The organism is Paraburkholderia bannensis NBRC 103871 (genome assembly GCF_000685015.1).
Classification (GTDB): Bacteria; Pseudomonadota; Gammaproteobacteria; order Burkholderiales; family Burkholderiaceae; genus Paraburkholderia; species Paraburkholderia bannensis.
In genome coordinates this window covers 155,225-169,989 of sequence record NZ_BAYA01000004.1, presented here as the reverse complement: position 1 = coordinate 169,989, position 14,765 = coordinate 155,225, and the positions used below count along the sequence as shown (strand labels likewise).

The window sequence follows — 14,765 nt, the reverse complement described above, 5'->3', positions numbered from 1 at the left end:
GGCATGCCCCGGCTTTTTTCCTCGCGCTCATTTCGCACTCACAGCGCGGTAAAACAGGCTTACTGCACCGTCACCGCACCAAAGTTCTGGCGGCCGAACGGGCTGACCTGATAGCCACTGACGTTGCTGCGCGTGATGGCCGAAGCGGTCGGATAACCGAGCGGAATCCACAGCGCCTGATCGTGAATGATCTTCTGCGCCGCGTCGTAGAGCTTCACGCGTTTGGCCTGATCGGCGGTCGCCTTGCCTTCGGTGATCAGCTTGTCGAGCTGCGGATCGCAGAAGCGTGCGAAGTTGATGCCCGACTGCACCGCGTTGCAGCTAAAGAGCGGCGAGAGGTAGTTGTCGGGGTCGCCGTTGTCGCCCGCCCAGCCCATGAAGAGCGTGTCGTGCTGGCCCTGCTTGGCCTCCTTGATCAGTTCGCCCCATTCGATCACCTTGATCTCCGCCTTCACGCCGATCTTCGCGAAATCGGCTTGCAGCAGCTCCGCGCCCGCACGCGGGTTCGGGTTGAGCACGCTGCCGTTCGGGCGCACCCAGATCGTCGTCGGGAAGCCGTTGGGCACGCCTGCTTCGGCGAGCAGTTGCTTCGCGCGGGCGATGTCATGCGGATACGGCTGGATCGCCTTGTCGTAGCCCCACGTCGTGGGCGGCCACGGATTGGTCGCGGGCGTCGCCGTGTTGTCGAACACCGTCTTCAGGTACGTCGTGCGGTCGAAGGCGAGGTTCAGCGCCTCGCGCACCTTCGGATTGTCGAGCGGCTTCTTTTGCGTGTTCAGCGCAACGAAGGCGGTCATGAAGGCCGGCGTCTGCACGACCTTGAGCGCCTTGTCGGACTTCGCATCGGCGACGTCCTGGGGCTTGGGCGACAGCGCGATCTGGCATTCGCCGGCCTTGACCTTCTGCGCGCGCACGGCGGCGTCGGGCGTGATCGCGTAGATCAGGCGATCAACTTTGGGCTTGGGGCCCCAGTAGGCCGTATTCACGTCGTAGCGGATCACGGCGTCCTTCGTGTAGCTCTTGAGCGCGAAGGGGCCGGTGCCCACGGGCCTGGCGTTCAGGTCGACCTGCTTGCCCGCCTTGAGCAGTTGATCGGCGTACTCGGCCGAATAGATCGACGCGAAGCCCATCGACAGGATCGGCAGGAAGGTCGCGTTCGGCTCGTTGAGCTCGAACTTGACCGTGTTCGCATCGACCTTGCTGACCGACTTGACGAGTTTGGCGAGACCCATCGACTGCGCGTGCGGGAAGCCGCTCGCGCCCGCCACCTTGTGCCACGGGTTGTTCTCGTCGAGCATGCGCCCGAAAGTGAAGACCACGTCGTCGGCGTTGAGCGTGCGCGTGGGCTTGAACCATTCGGTGGTCTGGAACTGCACGTTCGGGCGCAGATGGAAGGTGTAGGTGAGGCCGTCTGCGCTCACGTCCCACGACTGCGCGAGCGCGGGCACGACCTTCTTCTGCGCTTCGTCGTAGGCGACGAGCGCGTTGAAGATCACGTCGGCGGACCCGTTGGTCGTCACGAGCGAGTTGAACTGCACGACGTCGAAGCCGTCCGGGCTCGATTCCGTGCAGACCGTGAGCGGTTTCGCGAGCGCGGGCGTGGCCGCGCAGGCGAGCGCCGCGCAGAGCGCAGCGGCGAGCACGGGAGCGGGCGAGGTGAAGCGCATGGGATCTCCGTTGGTCGGTTGAGCCGGGGTGGGCCGCGGTGTCGGTGGCAAGGCCGCGCGCGAGGGTGAAGCTGGCGTCACGCTCGGGGCCCGATCGGGGCAAGCTTATCGAAGGGAAATTGGCCAGACAACAAATTAATCGGCATACCCATATAGGGTGCGATCCGGGCCGGGCAATTCGAGGAAGAAATCGAGAGCAGAAATGAAGCGCGGCGCATCGAAATGCGCCGCGCGGGAAAAGTCAGAATCGCTTCAGTGCTGGGCCGTTCGCGGCTTGCGCGGCGCGCGCTCGAAAGCGCGGTCGTACAGCCAGCGCGGCAGCGCGCCCAGCAGCATGGCGACCACGCGCATCGGCCACGGGAACACGGCGAACGTGGTGCCGCGCGCGATCGCGTCGGCGCTGGCCGCGGCGAAGCGGTCGGCGTCCATCAGGAACGGCATGCGGTACGGGTTCTGCGCTGTCATCGGCGTGCGGATGTAGCCGGGCGCGATCGTGACGACCGGCACGTTGAACGGCCGCATCTCGACGCGCAAGGCTTCGAGATAGGCGAACGCCGCCGCCTTCGACGCGCTGTACGCGCCCGAGCCCGGCAGGCCGCGCACGCCGGCCACGCTCGCGATGCCCACGAGCGTGCCGCGCTTCGCCTCGGCCATCGCCTGGGCGAACGGCTCGAAGGTGGCGACCATGCCGAAGTAGTTGGTGTCCATCACGTCGCGGAACGTGGCGAGATCGCCGTGGCCGGTGAGCGCGCCGCGGCTCACGCCCGCATTGGCGATCACCACGTCGGGCATGCCGTGCTCCGCCACGAACGCGTGCGCGGCGGCGGCGAGCGCATCGGCGTCGCGCACGTCGGCGCAATAGAGCGAGATGGGATGCTGGGGATGGGACTGGCGGAACGCTTCGAGCGCGTCCGTACGGCGTGCGACCAGCCCGAGGATGGCGCCGCGCCGCACGTATTCGGCAGCGAGGGCGGCGCCGATGCCGCTCGACGCGCCGGTGATGAAGACCTTCAGCGGTTGTGTCATACCGGCGCGCGCGCTCACATCTTCTTCGCGCGGATCTGCGAAATGATGTAGTCCATCACCTGCAGCGTGGCCGGATCGGCCTTGTCTTCGCTGACCTGCATGAGCGCCGGGCCGGTTTCATACTTGCCCTGGATCGCGATGGTCGGCACGCCGTCGATCTTGTACGCGTCGAGCATGCCCTTGTCGCGCTGGAGTGCGCTTTGCGTCGAGAACGAGTTGTACGCGTCCATGTACTTCTTCGGGTCGACGCCTTGCGTGGCGAGGAACTTGGCCTGGTCTTCCGGCGTCAGCAGGTAGTTCTTGTTGACGTGGATTTCACGGAACACGGCCGGCGTGAGCTTCTGCGCGAGGCCCAGCGCGTCGAGCGCGTAGTACATCTTCGAATGCGGGATGAAGTCGTCGCGGAACGCCACCGGCACGCGCTTGAACACGACGTCCGGGCCTTGCTTGGCGATCCAGCTTTCGAGGAACGGATCGAGTGCGTTGCAGTGCGGGCAGCCGTACCAGAAGAATTCGATCACTTCGATCTTGCCTGCGGGCACGTCGAGCGGCTGGGCCTGCTTCAGGACGGTGTATTCCTTGCCCGCGACAGGCGCGGTCGGCGATGCGTGCGCCGCGCCGGCGAGCATCGAGAGCGAGAGCACAAGCGTTCCGAGAATGCGTTTCATAGCGTGTTGTTCCAGTGAACGGGGCCGGCGGCGTCCGGCCAGGCAGCACGCCGGCGCGCGGCGTGCAAGTGTTGAGATTTGTGTCGGACGCGCGTGGCGTCCGGTCTTCGCGTATTACTGCTTCGTGAAGCGGATGACAGCGGTGTCGATCCCGGCGTCAGACAGGCGCTGACGGGTCGAGTTCATGTCGTCGAATTTCGAGAACGGGCCGATACGCACGCGGAAGTACGTGACGCCGCCTGCGTCGCGTTGCGTGACCTTCGACTCGAAGCCCTGGAACGCGAGGCGCGCACGTTGCTGCTCGGCGTCGCCCGACGTCTTGTAGGCGCCCACCTGCAGGAAGTAGCCGGTGTTGGCGTCACCTGCCGTCGGTGCAGCCGAACCCGGTTGTGCGGGCTTGGCGGCGGGCGGCGTGGTCGTGCTGGGCGACTTCAGCGGCTGGTTGTTGGCGAACTGCTGGAGCGCCTGGTTGGCCTGGCTCGACGGCTGCTGTTGCTGCGGCTGTTGCGGCTTTTTGGCGATGGTCGTGCCGTTGTCGCCGGTGGACGGCTTCGGTGCGACGGCGACGCCGTTGTTTGCTGCCGGCGCGCCGTTGTCGACGTTGGCGTTGCCTGCGTTGCCGGTATTGCCCGCATTACCCGAAGGCGGCACTTCGACGATCTGCGGCTCGTCGAGCATGCCCGACGACTGCGACTGGTTCGTGGTCTGGCCCGGCGCCGTGTTGGGCGGCGTGCTCTGCGCGGCCTGCGGCGTCACCGGCTGGCCCGGCGACTTGCCCTGCAGCGGGCGATTCGGGTCGTACTGCTCGGCCTGGGTCTGGCTGGCGTCCGAGGCCGGCGGCGCGACCTTCGAGACGAATGGCGTAGGCGAGCGCGTGATGTAGAGCGCCACGACCACGGCGATCGCAAGGCCGACAATCAGGCCCAGCACGACGCCCACAAACGTGCCCCCGGACTGTTTCGACTGCTGTTTTGTAGTGCGGCGCGCTTTTGCAATCGGTTGTGCCATCGTCTGAATCACCTGCAAACAAGAGTATTCCGGAATGGCGCGCCCAGGCGGGCACGCCCCAAACATGTCGTCATGCGTTGTGGACGGAGCGCCCGCGCGACGGCTGCCGCGCGGGTAGGCCTGCGCGAGCGCAGGCCGCTTGACATGCTTACATGCGCTCGGGAGCCGAGACGCCGATCACGGCGAGGCCGTTCGCCAGCACCTGGCGCGTGGCCGCGAGCAGCGCGACGCGCGCATCGCGCACGGCGGCATCGTCCACGAGAACGCGTTCGGCATTGTAGAACGAGTGGAATTCAGCCGCGAGTTCACGCAGGTAGAACGCCACGGCGTGCGGCGCGAGTTCCGCGGCGGCGTGCGTGAGCATGTCGGGGAATTCGGCGAGTTTCGCGATGAGCGCGAGCGCGCGCTCGCTCGACAGCGGCGAAAGATCGACATTCGGCAGCGCGGCCAGGTTGCCGCCGTGCTTGCCCTGCCAGTCGCCGAGAATCGACGAGATACGTGCGTGCGCGTACTGCACGTAGTACACCGGGTTTTCGTCGTTTTCCTTCAGCGCGAGGTCGATGTCGAACACGAATTCGGTATCGGCCTTACGCGAGATCAGGAAGAAGCGCACGGCGTCGCGGCCGCGACGGATGGTCGCTTCGTCGAGCAGGTCAGGCGCGACTTCGCTGCCCGGATTCGCGCCGCCCGACCATTCGATCAGGTCGCGCACCGTCACGTAGCTGCCCGCGCGCTTGGAGATCTTCACTTCCTGGCCGTCGCGCATCACGGTGACCATCTTGTGCAGCACGTAGTCGGGGTAGCCCTTCGGGATGCCCACGCCCATGGCCTGCAGGCCAGCGCGCACGCGCGCGATGGTGCCGTGGTGATCCGAGCCCTGGATGTTGATGACCTTGGTGAAGCCGCGCTCCCACTTGGTGACGTGGTAGGCGACGTCCGGCAGGAAGTACGTGTAGGTGCCGTCGGACTTGCGCATCACGCGGTCCTTGTCGTCGCCGTAGTCGGTGGTCTTGAGCCACAGCGCGCCGTCCTGCTCGTAGGTCTGGCCCGAGGCGACCAGCGCCTCGACGGTCTTCTCGACGCGGCCTTCCGTGTACAGCGACGATTCGAGGTAGTAGCGGTCGAACTTCACGCCGAACGCCTGCAGATCCAGATCCTGCTCGTGACGCAGGTAAGCGACGGCGAAGCGGCGGATCGACTCGATGTCTTCCGGATCCTTCGCGCCCGTGACGGGCTCGCCGTCCTTGGCCGCGACGGTTTCGCCCGCGAGGTAGTCGCGCGCGATGTCGGCGATGTATTCGCCGTTGTAGGCGGCTTCAGGCCAGCCCGCGTCGCCCGGCTTCAGGCCGCGTGCGCGCGCCTGGGTCGAGACGGCGAGGTTGCCGATCTGCACGCCCGCGTCGTTGTAGTAGAACTCGCGGTGCACGCCCCAGCCCTGCGAGGCCAGCACGTTCGAAATCGCGTCGCCGAGCGCGGCCTGGCGGCCGTGGCCGACGTGCAGCGGGCCCGTGGGGTTGGCCGAGACGAACTCGACCAGCACGTGCTTGCCTGCGTCGCGCTGCGACTGGCCGAATGCGGCGCCTTCGGTGAACACGGCGCCCAGCACGGCGCGCTTGGCTTCAGCGGTCAGGCGCAGGTTGATGAAGCCGGGGCCGGCCACTTCGGCGTCGGCGACGAGGCCCGCGGCGGCGGGCAGCGCCTTCACGGCGTCGACGATCTGCTGGGCCAGCGCGCGCGGGTTGGCGCGCAGCGGCTTGGCGAGCTGCATCGCCACGTTGCAGGCCACGTCGCCGTGCGCGGCGACCTTCGGACGCTCCAGCGCGATGGCGGGCATGACGAATGCGGCTTCGGTCGCGCCTTCGGTGGCCTTCGCCACCTGGGCGACGGCGTCGGCGAGCAGAGTCTCCAGGGTGTGTTTCTGTGCGGGCAGCATGCTTGTTGCAGGTCCTGTGCGGGTAGTTTGGGTACGGGGCCGCCTGCGTGGTCGCGGCGGCGGCGCGTGCCGTCGAATTCGGGTGAGGGCGGGGCTGGCCGGCGTTTGCGCCGGATGTTTTCCAACCGTCGGCGCGCGTCGGCAGCGTGCGCCCGCAACGCGCCGGTGAGGCTGCTGCGGCGGCGCTTCGGCGTGCCGGTCGGACGTGCCGCGCCCTGCGGGTAATTCCGTTCAGACGGATTTTAGCAGGTGCTAATATGTGAAATGAGAAGCCCGGCCACGCGCGGCCGCCCGGCTCCTTGAAGCGCCGGGCTCGTCGGAGACGCCGCGGACGCGCCGCGAACCTTATAGCCAGCACCAAAGGCTCGCGCATGTCCCGGTCGCAATGCGCTCAACCTAGAAAATCAAAAGGGAACAGTCATGCTGATTACTTTCAAGTGCCACGCCTCGCCCGACGTGCTGATGCTGGATAGCCTCGCGCAATATCTCCTCGGCATTATCGGCAAGCGGCTGGGCGAGCGCGGCGTCATCACGCGCGAAGAACTCGACAGCGCCATCAGCAAGCTCGAATCGGCCATCGCCGTGGACAAGAAGGATCGCGCCGAGCACGATGGCCACTTCCACGAAGGCGAGGAAGGGCACGAGCCCCACGAGTTGCCGCCGGGCCTTGCCCAGCGTGCGTTCCCGTTCCTTGACATGCTGCGCGCGGCGAAAAAGGAAGACAACGATATCGTCTGGGGCATCTGAAGCCCGTCGATTCACGTCACCCCGCGCCCGTCGCACCAATGCAAAGAGCCCGCAAAATCTGCGGGCTCTTTCGTTTTACGGCGCCGATGTAGCGTGTTACTGGCTGGCTGCCGTCGGTTCAGCCGTTTCGGCAGCCGATGCCGCGCCCTTCTTGACCTTCTTTTTCTTCGGTTTCTTCACGTGCTTTTCGGTGGGCGCCGAATACGACGACACGGCGCTCGACTCGTGCGGTGCGGAGGCCGGTTGCGCGAACGACGGCTGCGCGAGGGCCGCGACGCCGAAGGCGGTCAACATCAACATCAGCTTCTTCATACGATTGTTCTCCGTCGAGGTTGCTTCGATCTGGTTTTTTAAGGACTTGCTGATGAGCGAGCCGACGCGGCGCCGGGCGATGCCCGCCGCTGCCGCGTTTGGCCTTGGGTGATGCGCGGCCATCTTACAAAGCCGAAAAATTCCGTGCGCGAAATATTCAGGCTATTGCTTTTCATATGTCGGGCCGCTGCAACGCTGCGCGGCCCGCGTGAAGCAAGTCCCGTCAAAGCCCGAAGCAGCCTTAGAGCAGCGGCGCGAGCGCGCGGCGTGCATCCTCGGCGGACAGCGCCATGCGGGTCGCGAAATCGGCGAGCTGATCCTGGCCGATCTTGCCGACCGAGAAGTACGTGCTGTCCGGATGCGCGAGATAGAAGCCCGACACGCTCGCCGCCGGCAGCATCGCCAGCGACTCGGTCACGCTCATGCCGATCTCGTTCGCCTGCAGCACCTCGAACATGTCGCGCTTCACGAGGTGATCGGGGCACGCCGGATAGCCCGGCGCCGGACGGATGCCCGCGTACTTTTCGGCGATCAGCGCGTCGTTGTCGAGCGTCTCGCTGGCTGCGTAGCCCCACAGGTCGCGGCGCACGCGTGCGTGCATCGCTTCGGCAAAGGCTTCCGCGAAACGGTCGGCCAGCGCCTTGAGCATGATCGCGCTGTAGTCGTCGTGATCCTTCTCGAACTGCGCTTCCTTCACGTCGACGCCGATGCCCGCCGTGACCGCGAACATGCCGATGTAGTCGGCCTTGCCCGAGTCCTTCGGCGCGATGAAGTCGGCGAGGCAACGATTCGGGCGCATCACGCCGTCCACCACCGGGCGCACCGACTGCTGGCGCAGATTGCGCCACGTCATCGCGACTTCGGTGCGGGAGTCGTCGGTGTAGATCTCGATGTCGTCGTCGTTGACGGTGTTCGCGGGCAGCAGCGAGATCACGCCGTTCGCCTGCAGCCAGCGCCCCTGGATCAGGCGCGAGAGCATCGACTTCGCATCCGAGAACACCTTGCGCGCCGACTCGCCGACGATCTCGTCGTTGAGGATCTGCGGATACGGCCCGGCCAGGTCCCAGGTCTGGAAGAACGGGCCCCAGTCGATGTACTGCGCGAGGTCGTTCAGGTCGTAGTTCTTGAACACGCGGCGGCCGATGAACTTCGGCTTCACGGGCTGGAAGTTCGCCCAGTCGATCTTCGTCTTGTTGGCGCGCGCTTCTTCGAGCGTCACCATCGGCTGCGCCTTCTTGTTGGCGTGCTGTTCGCGAACGCGGTCGTAATCGGTCTTGAGGTCTTCGATGTACTTCGTCGCGCCTTCGTCGGACAGCAGGCTCGATGCGACCGACACCGAACGCGACGCGTCCGGCACGTAGACCACCGGGCCTTCGTAGTTCGGCGCGATCTTCACCGCCGTGTGCACGCGCGAGGTCGTCGCGCCGCCGATCAGCAGCGGAATCTTCTTCACGCGGAAGTAGTCGTCGCGCTGCATTTCGGAGGCGACGTAGGCCATTTCTTCGAGCGACGGCGTAATCAGCCCCGACAGGCCGATGATGTCCGCGCCTTCGACCTTCGCCTTCGCGAGGATCTCATTGCACGGCACCATCACGCCCATGTTGACGACTTCGAAGTTGTTGCACTGGAGCACGACCGACACGATGTTCTTGCCGATGTCGTGCACGTCGCCCTTCACCGTGGCAATGACGATCTTGCCCTTCGCACGCACGTCGGCGCCCGATTCGGCGAGCAGACGCTTTTCTTCCTCGATGAACGGAATCAGGTGCGCGACGGCCTGCTTCATGACGCGCGCCGACTTCACCACCTGCGGCAGGAACATCTTGCCCTGGCCGAACAGGTCGCCGACGATGTTCATGCCGTCCATCAGCGGGCCTTCGATCACGTTGATCGGACGGCCGCCGCCGCCCATGATCTTCGCGCGCGCTTCCTCGGTGTCTTCGACGATGAAGTTCGTGATGCCGTGCACGAGTGCGTGCGCCAGACGCTTTTCGACGTCCTGGTTGCGCCACTCCAGGTTCTCTTCCTTCTTCGCCGCGCCGGTCTTGAACTTGTCGGCGATTTCGAGCAGCCGGTCGGTCGCGTCGTCGCGACGGTTGAGCACCACGTCTTCCACGCGCTCGCGCAATTCGGCGTCGAGGTCGGCGTACACGCCGAGCTGGCCCGCGTTGACGATGCCCATGTCCATGCCCGCCTGGATGGCGTGGTAGAGGAACACGGTGTGGATCGCCTCGCGCACCGGATCGTTGCCGCGGAACGAGAACGACACGTTCGACACGCCGCCGCTGATCTTCGCGTGCGGCAGGTTCTGCTTGATCCAGCGCGTGGCTTCGATGAAGTCCACCGCGTAGTTGTTGTGCTCCTCGATGCCCGTGGCGACCGCGAAGATGTTCGGGTCGAAGATGATGTCTTCGGGCAGGAAGCCGACTTCGTTGACCAGCACGTCGTACGAGCGCTTGCAGATCTCGATCTTGCGCTGGTAGGTATCGGCCTGGCCGGTTTCGTCGAAGGCCATCACCACGGCGGCTGCGCCATAGCGGCGGATCAGTTTGGCGTGATGGATGAACGGCTCGCGGCCTTCCTTGAGCGAGATCGAGTTGACGATGGCCTTGCCCTGCACGCATTGCAGGCCCGCTTCGATCACGTCCCACTTCGACGAGTCGATCATGATCGGCACACGCGCGATATCCGGCTCGGACGCGATCAGGTTCATGAAGCGCACCATCGCCGCTTTGGAGTCGAGCATCGCCTCGTCCATGTTGACGTCGATGATCTGCGCGCCGTTTTCGACCTGCTGGCGCGCGACCGCGAGCGCCTCGTCGAACTGGCCGTTGAGGATCATGCGCGCGAACGCCTTCGAGCCGGTCACGTTGGTGCGCTCGCCGACGTTGATGAAGAGCGTGCCGTCGTTGACGTTGAAGGGTTCGAGGCCGGAGAGGCGCAGGGTATGGTCAGTCATGGCGTGGGACTGGATCGTCGGATGTCGTGTGGAGTCGGCGGGCTTTTGTGTCGGGTTCAGTCGCGTCGCTTAAGCAGCGTCGCGGTACTGTCCCGGCCAGCGGCGCGGCTTGATTTCGGCGAGTGCCCTGGCGATCGCGGCGATGTGTTCGGGCGTCGTGCCGCAGCAGCCGCCCGCCACGTTCACGAGACCGGCCGAAGCGAATTCCTTGAGCAGCGCCGAGGTATCAGCGGGCGTTTCGTCGAAGCCGGTGTCGCTCATCGGGTTCGGCAGGCCTGCGTTCGGGTAGCACGAGACATAGGTGTCGCAGAGCTTGGCCAGCTCGGCGATGTACGGGCGCATCAGCGCTGCGCCCAGCGCGCAGTTCAGGCCGAACGTGAGCGGTTTGGCGTGACGCAGCGAGTTCCAGAAAGCCTCGACGGTCTGGCCCGAGAGAATGCGGCCCGATGCATCGGTGACGGTGCCCGAAATCATGATCGGCAGAACCTCGCCGGTGTCCTCGAACAGCTGGTCGAGCGCGAACAGCGCGGCCTTGGCGTTGAGCGTGTCGAAGATCGTCTCGACGAGGAACAGGTCGCAGCCGCCGTCCATCAGCGCCTTCGCTTGTTCGTAGTACGCGCGGCGAAGCTCCTCGAAGGTCACGTTGCGCGCGCCCGGATCGTTCACGTCCGGCGAGATGCTGGCGGTCTTCGGCGTCGGGCCGATCGCGCCGGCGGCAAAGCGCGGCTTGTCCGGCGTCGAGTACTTGTCGCATGCGGCGCGCGCGAGTTTCGCCGACTGGATGTTCATCTCGATGGCGAGCTCGCCCATGCCGTAGTCGTCCTGGGCCACCGTGGTCGCGCCGAATGTGTTGGTCTCGATGATGTCGGCGCCCGCGGCCAGGTACTGCTCGTGGATCTCGCTGATGATCTGCGGCTGCGTGAGCGAGAGCAGTTCGTTGTTGCCCTTGATGTCGCGCGCGTAGTCCTTGAAGCGCTCGCCACGGTAGGCGGCTTCGTCGAGCTTGTAGCGCTGGATCATCGTCCCCATCGCACCGTCGAGGATCACGATGCGCGAGGCAAGCAGCGCGGGCAGCGAGGCTGCGCGCGTGTACGGCGTGGCGGCTGAAGGCGTAGCGTGTTCGGCGGGCTGGTTCATGGGTGGCGGGCGCGCGAATGCGCCGGTCGAGCTGGGAAACCCAACATTGTAGCCGCAGCCGGGGCGCCCCGCTGGCGCGGGCGTGGCGCTCGCGCGTCGGTGCGGGGCGCGATGGGGCGCGACGTGGCCCGCCCAAAAGAAAACCCCGCGCGGCGCATGGCCGGGCGGGGTTTTCTGATGGGGGCGCCGCCATGTAGCAGGCGGCGCGAGGTTTTACTGCCATTCGTACTGCATGAGGTACTGCACGAGCGTGGGAGCCGTCATGCTGCGCGCAAGGCGCGGGCCGCCACGTATCAGTGCAGCACGACAGGTTGCTGCATGAGGCTGTCGAACTGTCCGAGGAATTCGTCCACCTCGTCGAGCGACTGATCCTCGTCCATCAGCTTCTGCACGTCTTCGCGAAAACGTGCCGCCATCACGCCGTCGATGAACAACTCGCGGCGCGCATTCTTGTCGACGATTTCATAGCCGCCAGAGCGCATGGCGACGTGACCGTCCTGCGGGGGAAACTCGACAACGCAATAGTTCGGACTGTTGTAGATCATCTGCATGGCGACACTCCTTTTTCCTGTGCTCCCTCACTGCTTCTGTCCGTACATGGAGCGTTCGATCTGGAATTCAAGGGGTGGGTCCCGCATCACCTCTTTTTTCGGACTGCTCTCCCTCTACTTCCCCGTCTCTGCAAGTTACGGATTTCACTGCGGTTTAGATGCAGGATGCAACTGCTGGGCCTGCTGGCGTAGAAACGATTCGAGCAAGGCGGCGAAGCCATGCGATTCCTCAACCGGGGCCAGATGCGCGGCGTCGAGCATTTCGAAACGTGCATCGGGAATGGCGGCCGCGAGCGCTTCGGTGAGCGCGGGCGGCGTACCGCTGTCGTGACGCCCTGCAACGGCGAGCGTGGGCACGCGCAGGTGCGCGAGGCGTTCGTGAACGTCGAAGTCGCGCAGCGCTTCACAGGCGCTTGCGTAACCCTCTGAAGGTGTCCGTAATAAAACGTCGCAGATGTGCGCAACGGTATCGCGATTCGTGCGACGGAACTCCGGCGTGAACCAGCGCGCCATCGTCACGTCGGCGATGGCGCCGGTACCTTCGCGGCGCACGAGCGCGGCGCGTTCGTTCCATGTATCGCGCGCTTCGGGTGCGGTGCGGCTGGCGGTGTCGCACAGCGTGAGCGAGAGCACGCGCGAGCGCGCATCATGAGCCGCGCCAGGCGCGTGATCGAGCGCGAACTGCTGCGCGATCATGCCGCCCATCGACATGCCGACGAGATGCGTTTTCTCGATGTCTTTCGCGTCGAGCAGGGCGGTGAGATCGGCGGCCAGCTCCTTGAAGCCGAACGCGCCAGTCGACACGGCGCTGGCGCCGTGGCCGCGCACGTCATAACGCAGGACGCGAAAACGATGCCGGAAATGCCCCGCGAGCGTGTCCCACACGGAGAGATCGCCGCCGAGCTGGTGAATGAAGGTCAGCGCGGGGCCGCCGCTGCGGTCTTCGAAGACGTAGCGCGTATCGATGCCGTTGACAGTCGCTTGCATGCGTTCCTCCTTGGCCGATACGGCCGGGAGTCAGGCTGGTTGCGAGGTACTGCGTGGACGTCGTGCGATTGTCGCAAGCCGCGCGCCTGATAGGCGCAAGGCGGGTGTTTCGCGCAGCCGGGTGCGCCGGTGCGATGCGTGGCTCAAGTCTCCCTACGAACGCTTTCCTCTGCTCTTTCTTGTGCTCGTCCCGGGCCGCGCGCGCAGTCGATGCAACTCCGATTCTGGGCGCTTCGATGATTTCCAGTATGCGCTATTTCGCGCAAACGTGCGGCTTGTGCGGCCGGTTTTGTGGCCTGCACGCGCAGTTCTTGTGCGCGTGTGTGCGGGAGAGCGCTTAAGGATGCATCGGGGCGTCGGCGGCTGGCGCGGGGGCGATTTCAGGGGCGGATTCAGGCGCTGGTTGCGGTGACGGCGACGTGGGCGGCGCAGTGGCTTGATCGGCTGGCGGCGTGCTTGCTGACGCGGGCGCAATGCTGCTGGCGGTGCTGCTCATCGAGTTGCTCGCTGCGCTGTTCGATGGGTTGTTCGGTGCGCCTGCCGATGACGCGGGCGCGGCTGCCGCATTCGAATCATCCGACGCTTTCGGCAACGTCAATGCGCCATGCCACAGCAGCTCGACTTCGGTGCCGTTCGGCTCGGTTTGCACGAGACGCACCGGCAGCCAGCCGAGCGAAGGCGCGAGCCACACGTCGATGCGGCGCTTGTCGCCGTCGTGGCGCGGCAGGCGCATGAAGTGGCGCGCCGTGACGTAGCCGTGATCCGTGCTCACGGTTTCATCGCCGATGGTGGTGATCGGCCAGGTCTCGCCGCTGTCGTTATCGGCGACATAGAACTCGCGCGTGACGCCGGGCTTGTACGTATCGGGGTCGCCGCGCACGAGGCTCGCGAGCTGCATCACCATGCTGAAGCGATCCTGCGCGCCATCGGGCAGCGCGAGCGAATTCGGCGTGCGCGTGAACACGATCTGCTTCTGCTCGCGATTGAAGATCGTGAAGTCCGCGGGGCGGCGGCCGCGCTTTTCGATGTATTGATCGGGCGCGAGACCAAACGCGTCGACGTGCCCCTTGCTCGTCCAGCTAAACGTGCCGACGAAAGGCAGCGGAATCGATACCACCATGTCGTAGTGCTGGCCGTCGCTGCTCCAGTGGATCGTGCCGGGTGCATTGCGCGCGCCGTTGAAGAACGTGTCGTATTCGAGTTCGCCCGATGGCGGCACCTGGAACTTGACGCCGTGCGACGCCTGGGTCGCGGGAGCGGAGGGCGTGTTGCCGTTGCCGGGCGCGGCGGCCTGGGCGGCGCCGCTTGCGCCGCTGGACGCCGCTGCAGTCGCATCGGATGCCGCAGCGGGGCTCGATGCGGCTTCTGCGGGCGCGGCGGCGGTCTTCGGATGCGGCTCGGGCGGCGTCACGGCCTGGAGCGTGTGCGGCGGGCTCGGCGCGCGTTTGGGCTGCGCGGGCGCTGCGGGTTTGGCCGCGGGCCTGGTGGCCGCCGCAGCGGGTTTGGCCTGCTGCTCGATGCGTTCGGTCTTGAGCAGCCGCACCTGCACGGGCACATGTGCGGGCTTGACCGGCTGCGCCGTGTGGTGCCGCTCGAACCACTGCGCCGCGAGCCAGTGCATCACCGTCACCAGCGCGAACACGGCCACCCAGCGCCATGCGTGCGAGCGCTGGGGCGAGGTGGAGGCGTTTTGGCTGGTGGTGGAGCTGTTCATCGAGTCTTCGGGCCTGATCGCGGATAAGCGCTACTGTGACACGGCAAGCCTGACCG

The 14,765-nt window shown here is 65.8% G+C and carries 12 protein-coding genes; 1 reads left to right on the top strand and 11 read right to left on the bottom strand.

Annotated features, from left to right (window positions below; genetic code table 11):
- Positions 1-59: 59 nt before the first annotated feature.
- The 5 genes from BBA01S_RS06810 to argS form a co-directional block, all read right to left on the bottom strand.
- The gene (locus tag BBA01S_RS06810) at positions 60-1,667 is read right to left on the bottom strand and encodes an ABC transporter substrate-binding protein (RefSeq protein ID WP_027815775.1); all 1,608 of its coding nucleotides are present in this window, start codon (positions 1,665-1,667) and stop codon (positions 60-62) included.
- 252 nt (positions 1,668-1,919) lie between these two features.
- Positions 1,920-2,693, bottom strand: coding sequence for an SDR family oxidoreductase (locus BBA01S_RS06805; protein ID WP_027815774.1), 774 nt, complete (start codon positions 2,691-2,693; stop codon positions 1,920-1,922).
- A 14-nt stretch (positions 2,694-2,707) separates the two neighbouring features.
- Complete coding sequence (locus BBA01S_RS06800; protein WP_027815773.1) at positions 2,708-3,361, bottom strand: thiol:disulfide interchange protein DsbA/DsbL; 654 nt, start codon at positions 3,359-3,361, stop codon at positions 2,708-2,710.
- 114 nt (positions 3,362-3,475) lie between these two features.
- Positions 3,476-4,369, bottom strand: coding sequence for an SPOR domain-containing protein (locus BBA01S_RS06795; RefSeq protein WP_042296421.1), 894 nt, complete (start codon positions 4,367-4,369; stop codon positions 3,476-3,478).
- A 148-nt stretch (positions 4,370-4,517) separates the two neighbouring features.
- Positions 4,518-6,302: an arginine--tRNA ligase gene (gene argS, locus BBA01S_RS06790; protein ID WP_027815771.1), complete on the bottom strand. Its 1,785-nt coding sequence runs from the start codon at positions 6,300-6,302 to the stop codon at positions 4,518-4,520.
- A 420-nt stretch (positions 6,303-6,722) separates the two neighbouring features.
- Here argS and BBA01S_RS06785 point away from each other — a divergent pair, with 420 nt between their 5' ends.
- A complete protein-coding gene (locus tag BBA01S_RS06785) occupies positions 6,723-7,049 on the top strand; it encodes a DUF1840 domain-containing protein (RefSeq protein ID WP_042296276.1) in 327 nt (108 codons plus the stop codon).
- A gap of 96 nt (positions 7,050-7,145) precedes the next feature.
- On the opposite strand, the gene BBA01S_RS06780 is transcribed toward BBA01S_RS06785, so the two are convergent.
- The 6 genes from BBA01S_RS06780 to BBA01S_RS06755 form a co-directional block, all read right to left on the bottom strand.
- Positions 7,146-7,361, bottom strand: coding sequence for a hypothetical protein (locus BBA01S_RS06780; RefSeq protein WP_027815769.1), 216 nt, complete (start codon positions 7,359-7,361; stop codon positions 7,146-7,148).
- A gap of 241 nt (positions 7,362-7,602) precedes the next feature.
- Positions 7,603-10,320, bottom strand: a complete 2,718-nt coding sequence (gene metH, locus BBA01S_RS06775; RefSeq protein WP_027815768.1) for a methionine synthase — start codon at positions 10,318-10,320, stop codon at positions 7,603-7,605.
- Positions 10,321-10,389: 69 nt separating this feature from the next.
- Positions 10,390-11,457 carry a homocysteine S-methyltransferase family protein gene (locus tag BBA01S_RS06770; protein ID WP_027815767.1) on the bottom strand — a complete coding sequence of 356 codons (1,068 nt, stop codon included), beginning with the start codon at positions 11,455-11,457 and terminating at the stop codon, positions 10,390-10,392.
- A gap of 293 nt (positions 11,458-11,750) precedes the next feature.
- Complete coding sequence (locus tag BBA01S_RS06765; RefSeq protein WP_027815766.1) at positions 11,751-12,008, bottom strand: BTH_I0359 family protein; 258 nt, start codon at positions 12,006-12,008, stop codon at positions 11,751-11,753.
- Between the two features lie 144 nt (positions 12,009-12,152).
- Positions 12,153-12,995 carry an alpha/beta fold hydrolase gene (locus BBA01S_RS40320; RefSeq protein ID WP_042296273.1) on the bottom strand — a complete coding sequence of 281 codons (843 nt, stop codon included), beginning with the start codon at positions 12,993-12,995 and terminating at the stop codon, positions 12,153-12,155.
- Between the two features lie 337 nt (positions 12,996-13,332).
- Positions 13,333-14,709 (bottom strand): DUF3108 domain-containing protein, encoded by a 1,377-nt coding sequence (locus BBA01S_RS06755; RefSeq protein WP_027815765.1) that lies wholly within the window; start codon positions 14,707-14,709, stop codon positions 13,333-13,335.
- Positions 14,710-14,765: the final 56 nt, after the last annotated feature.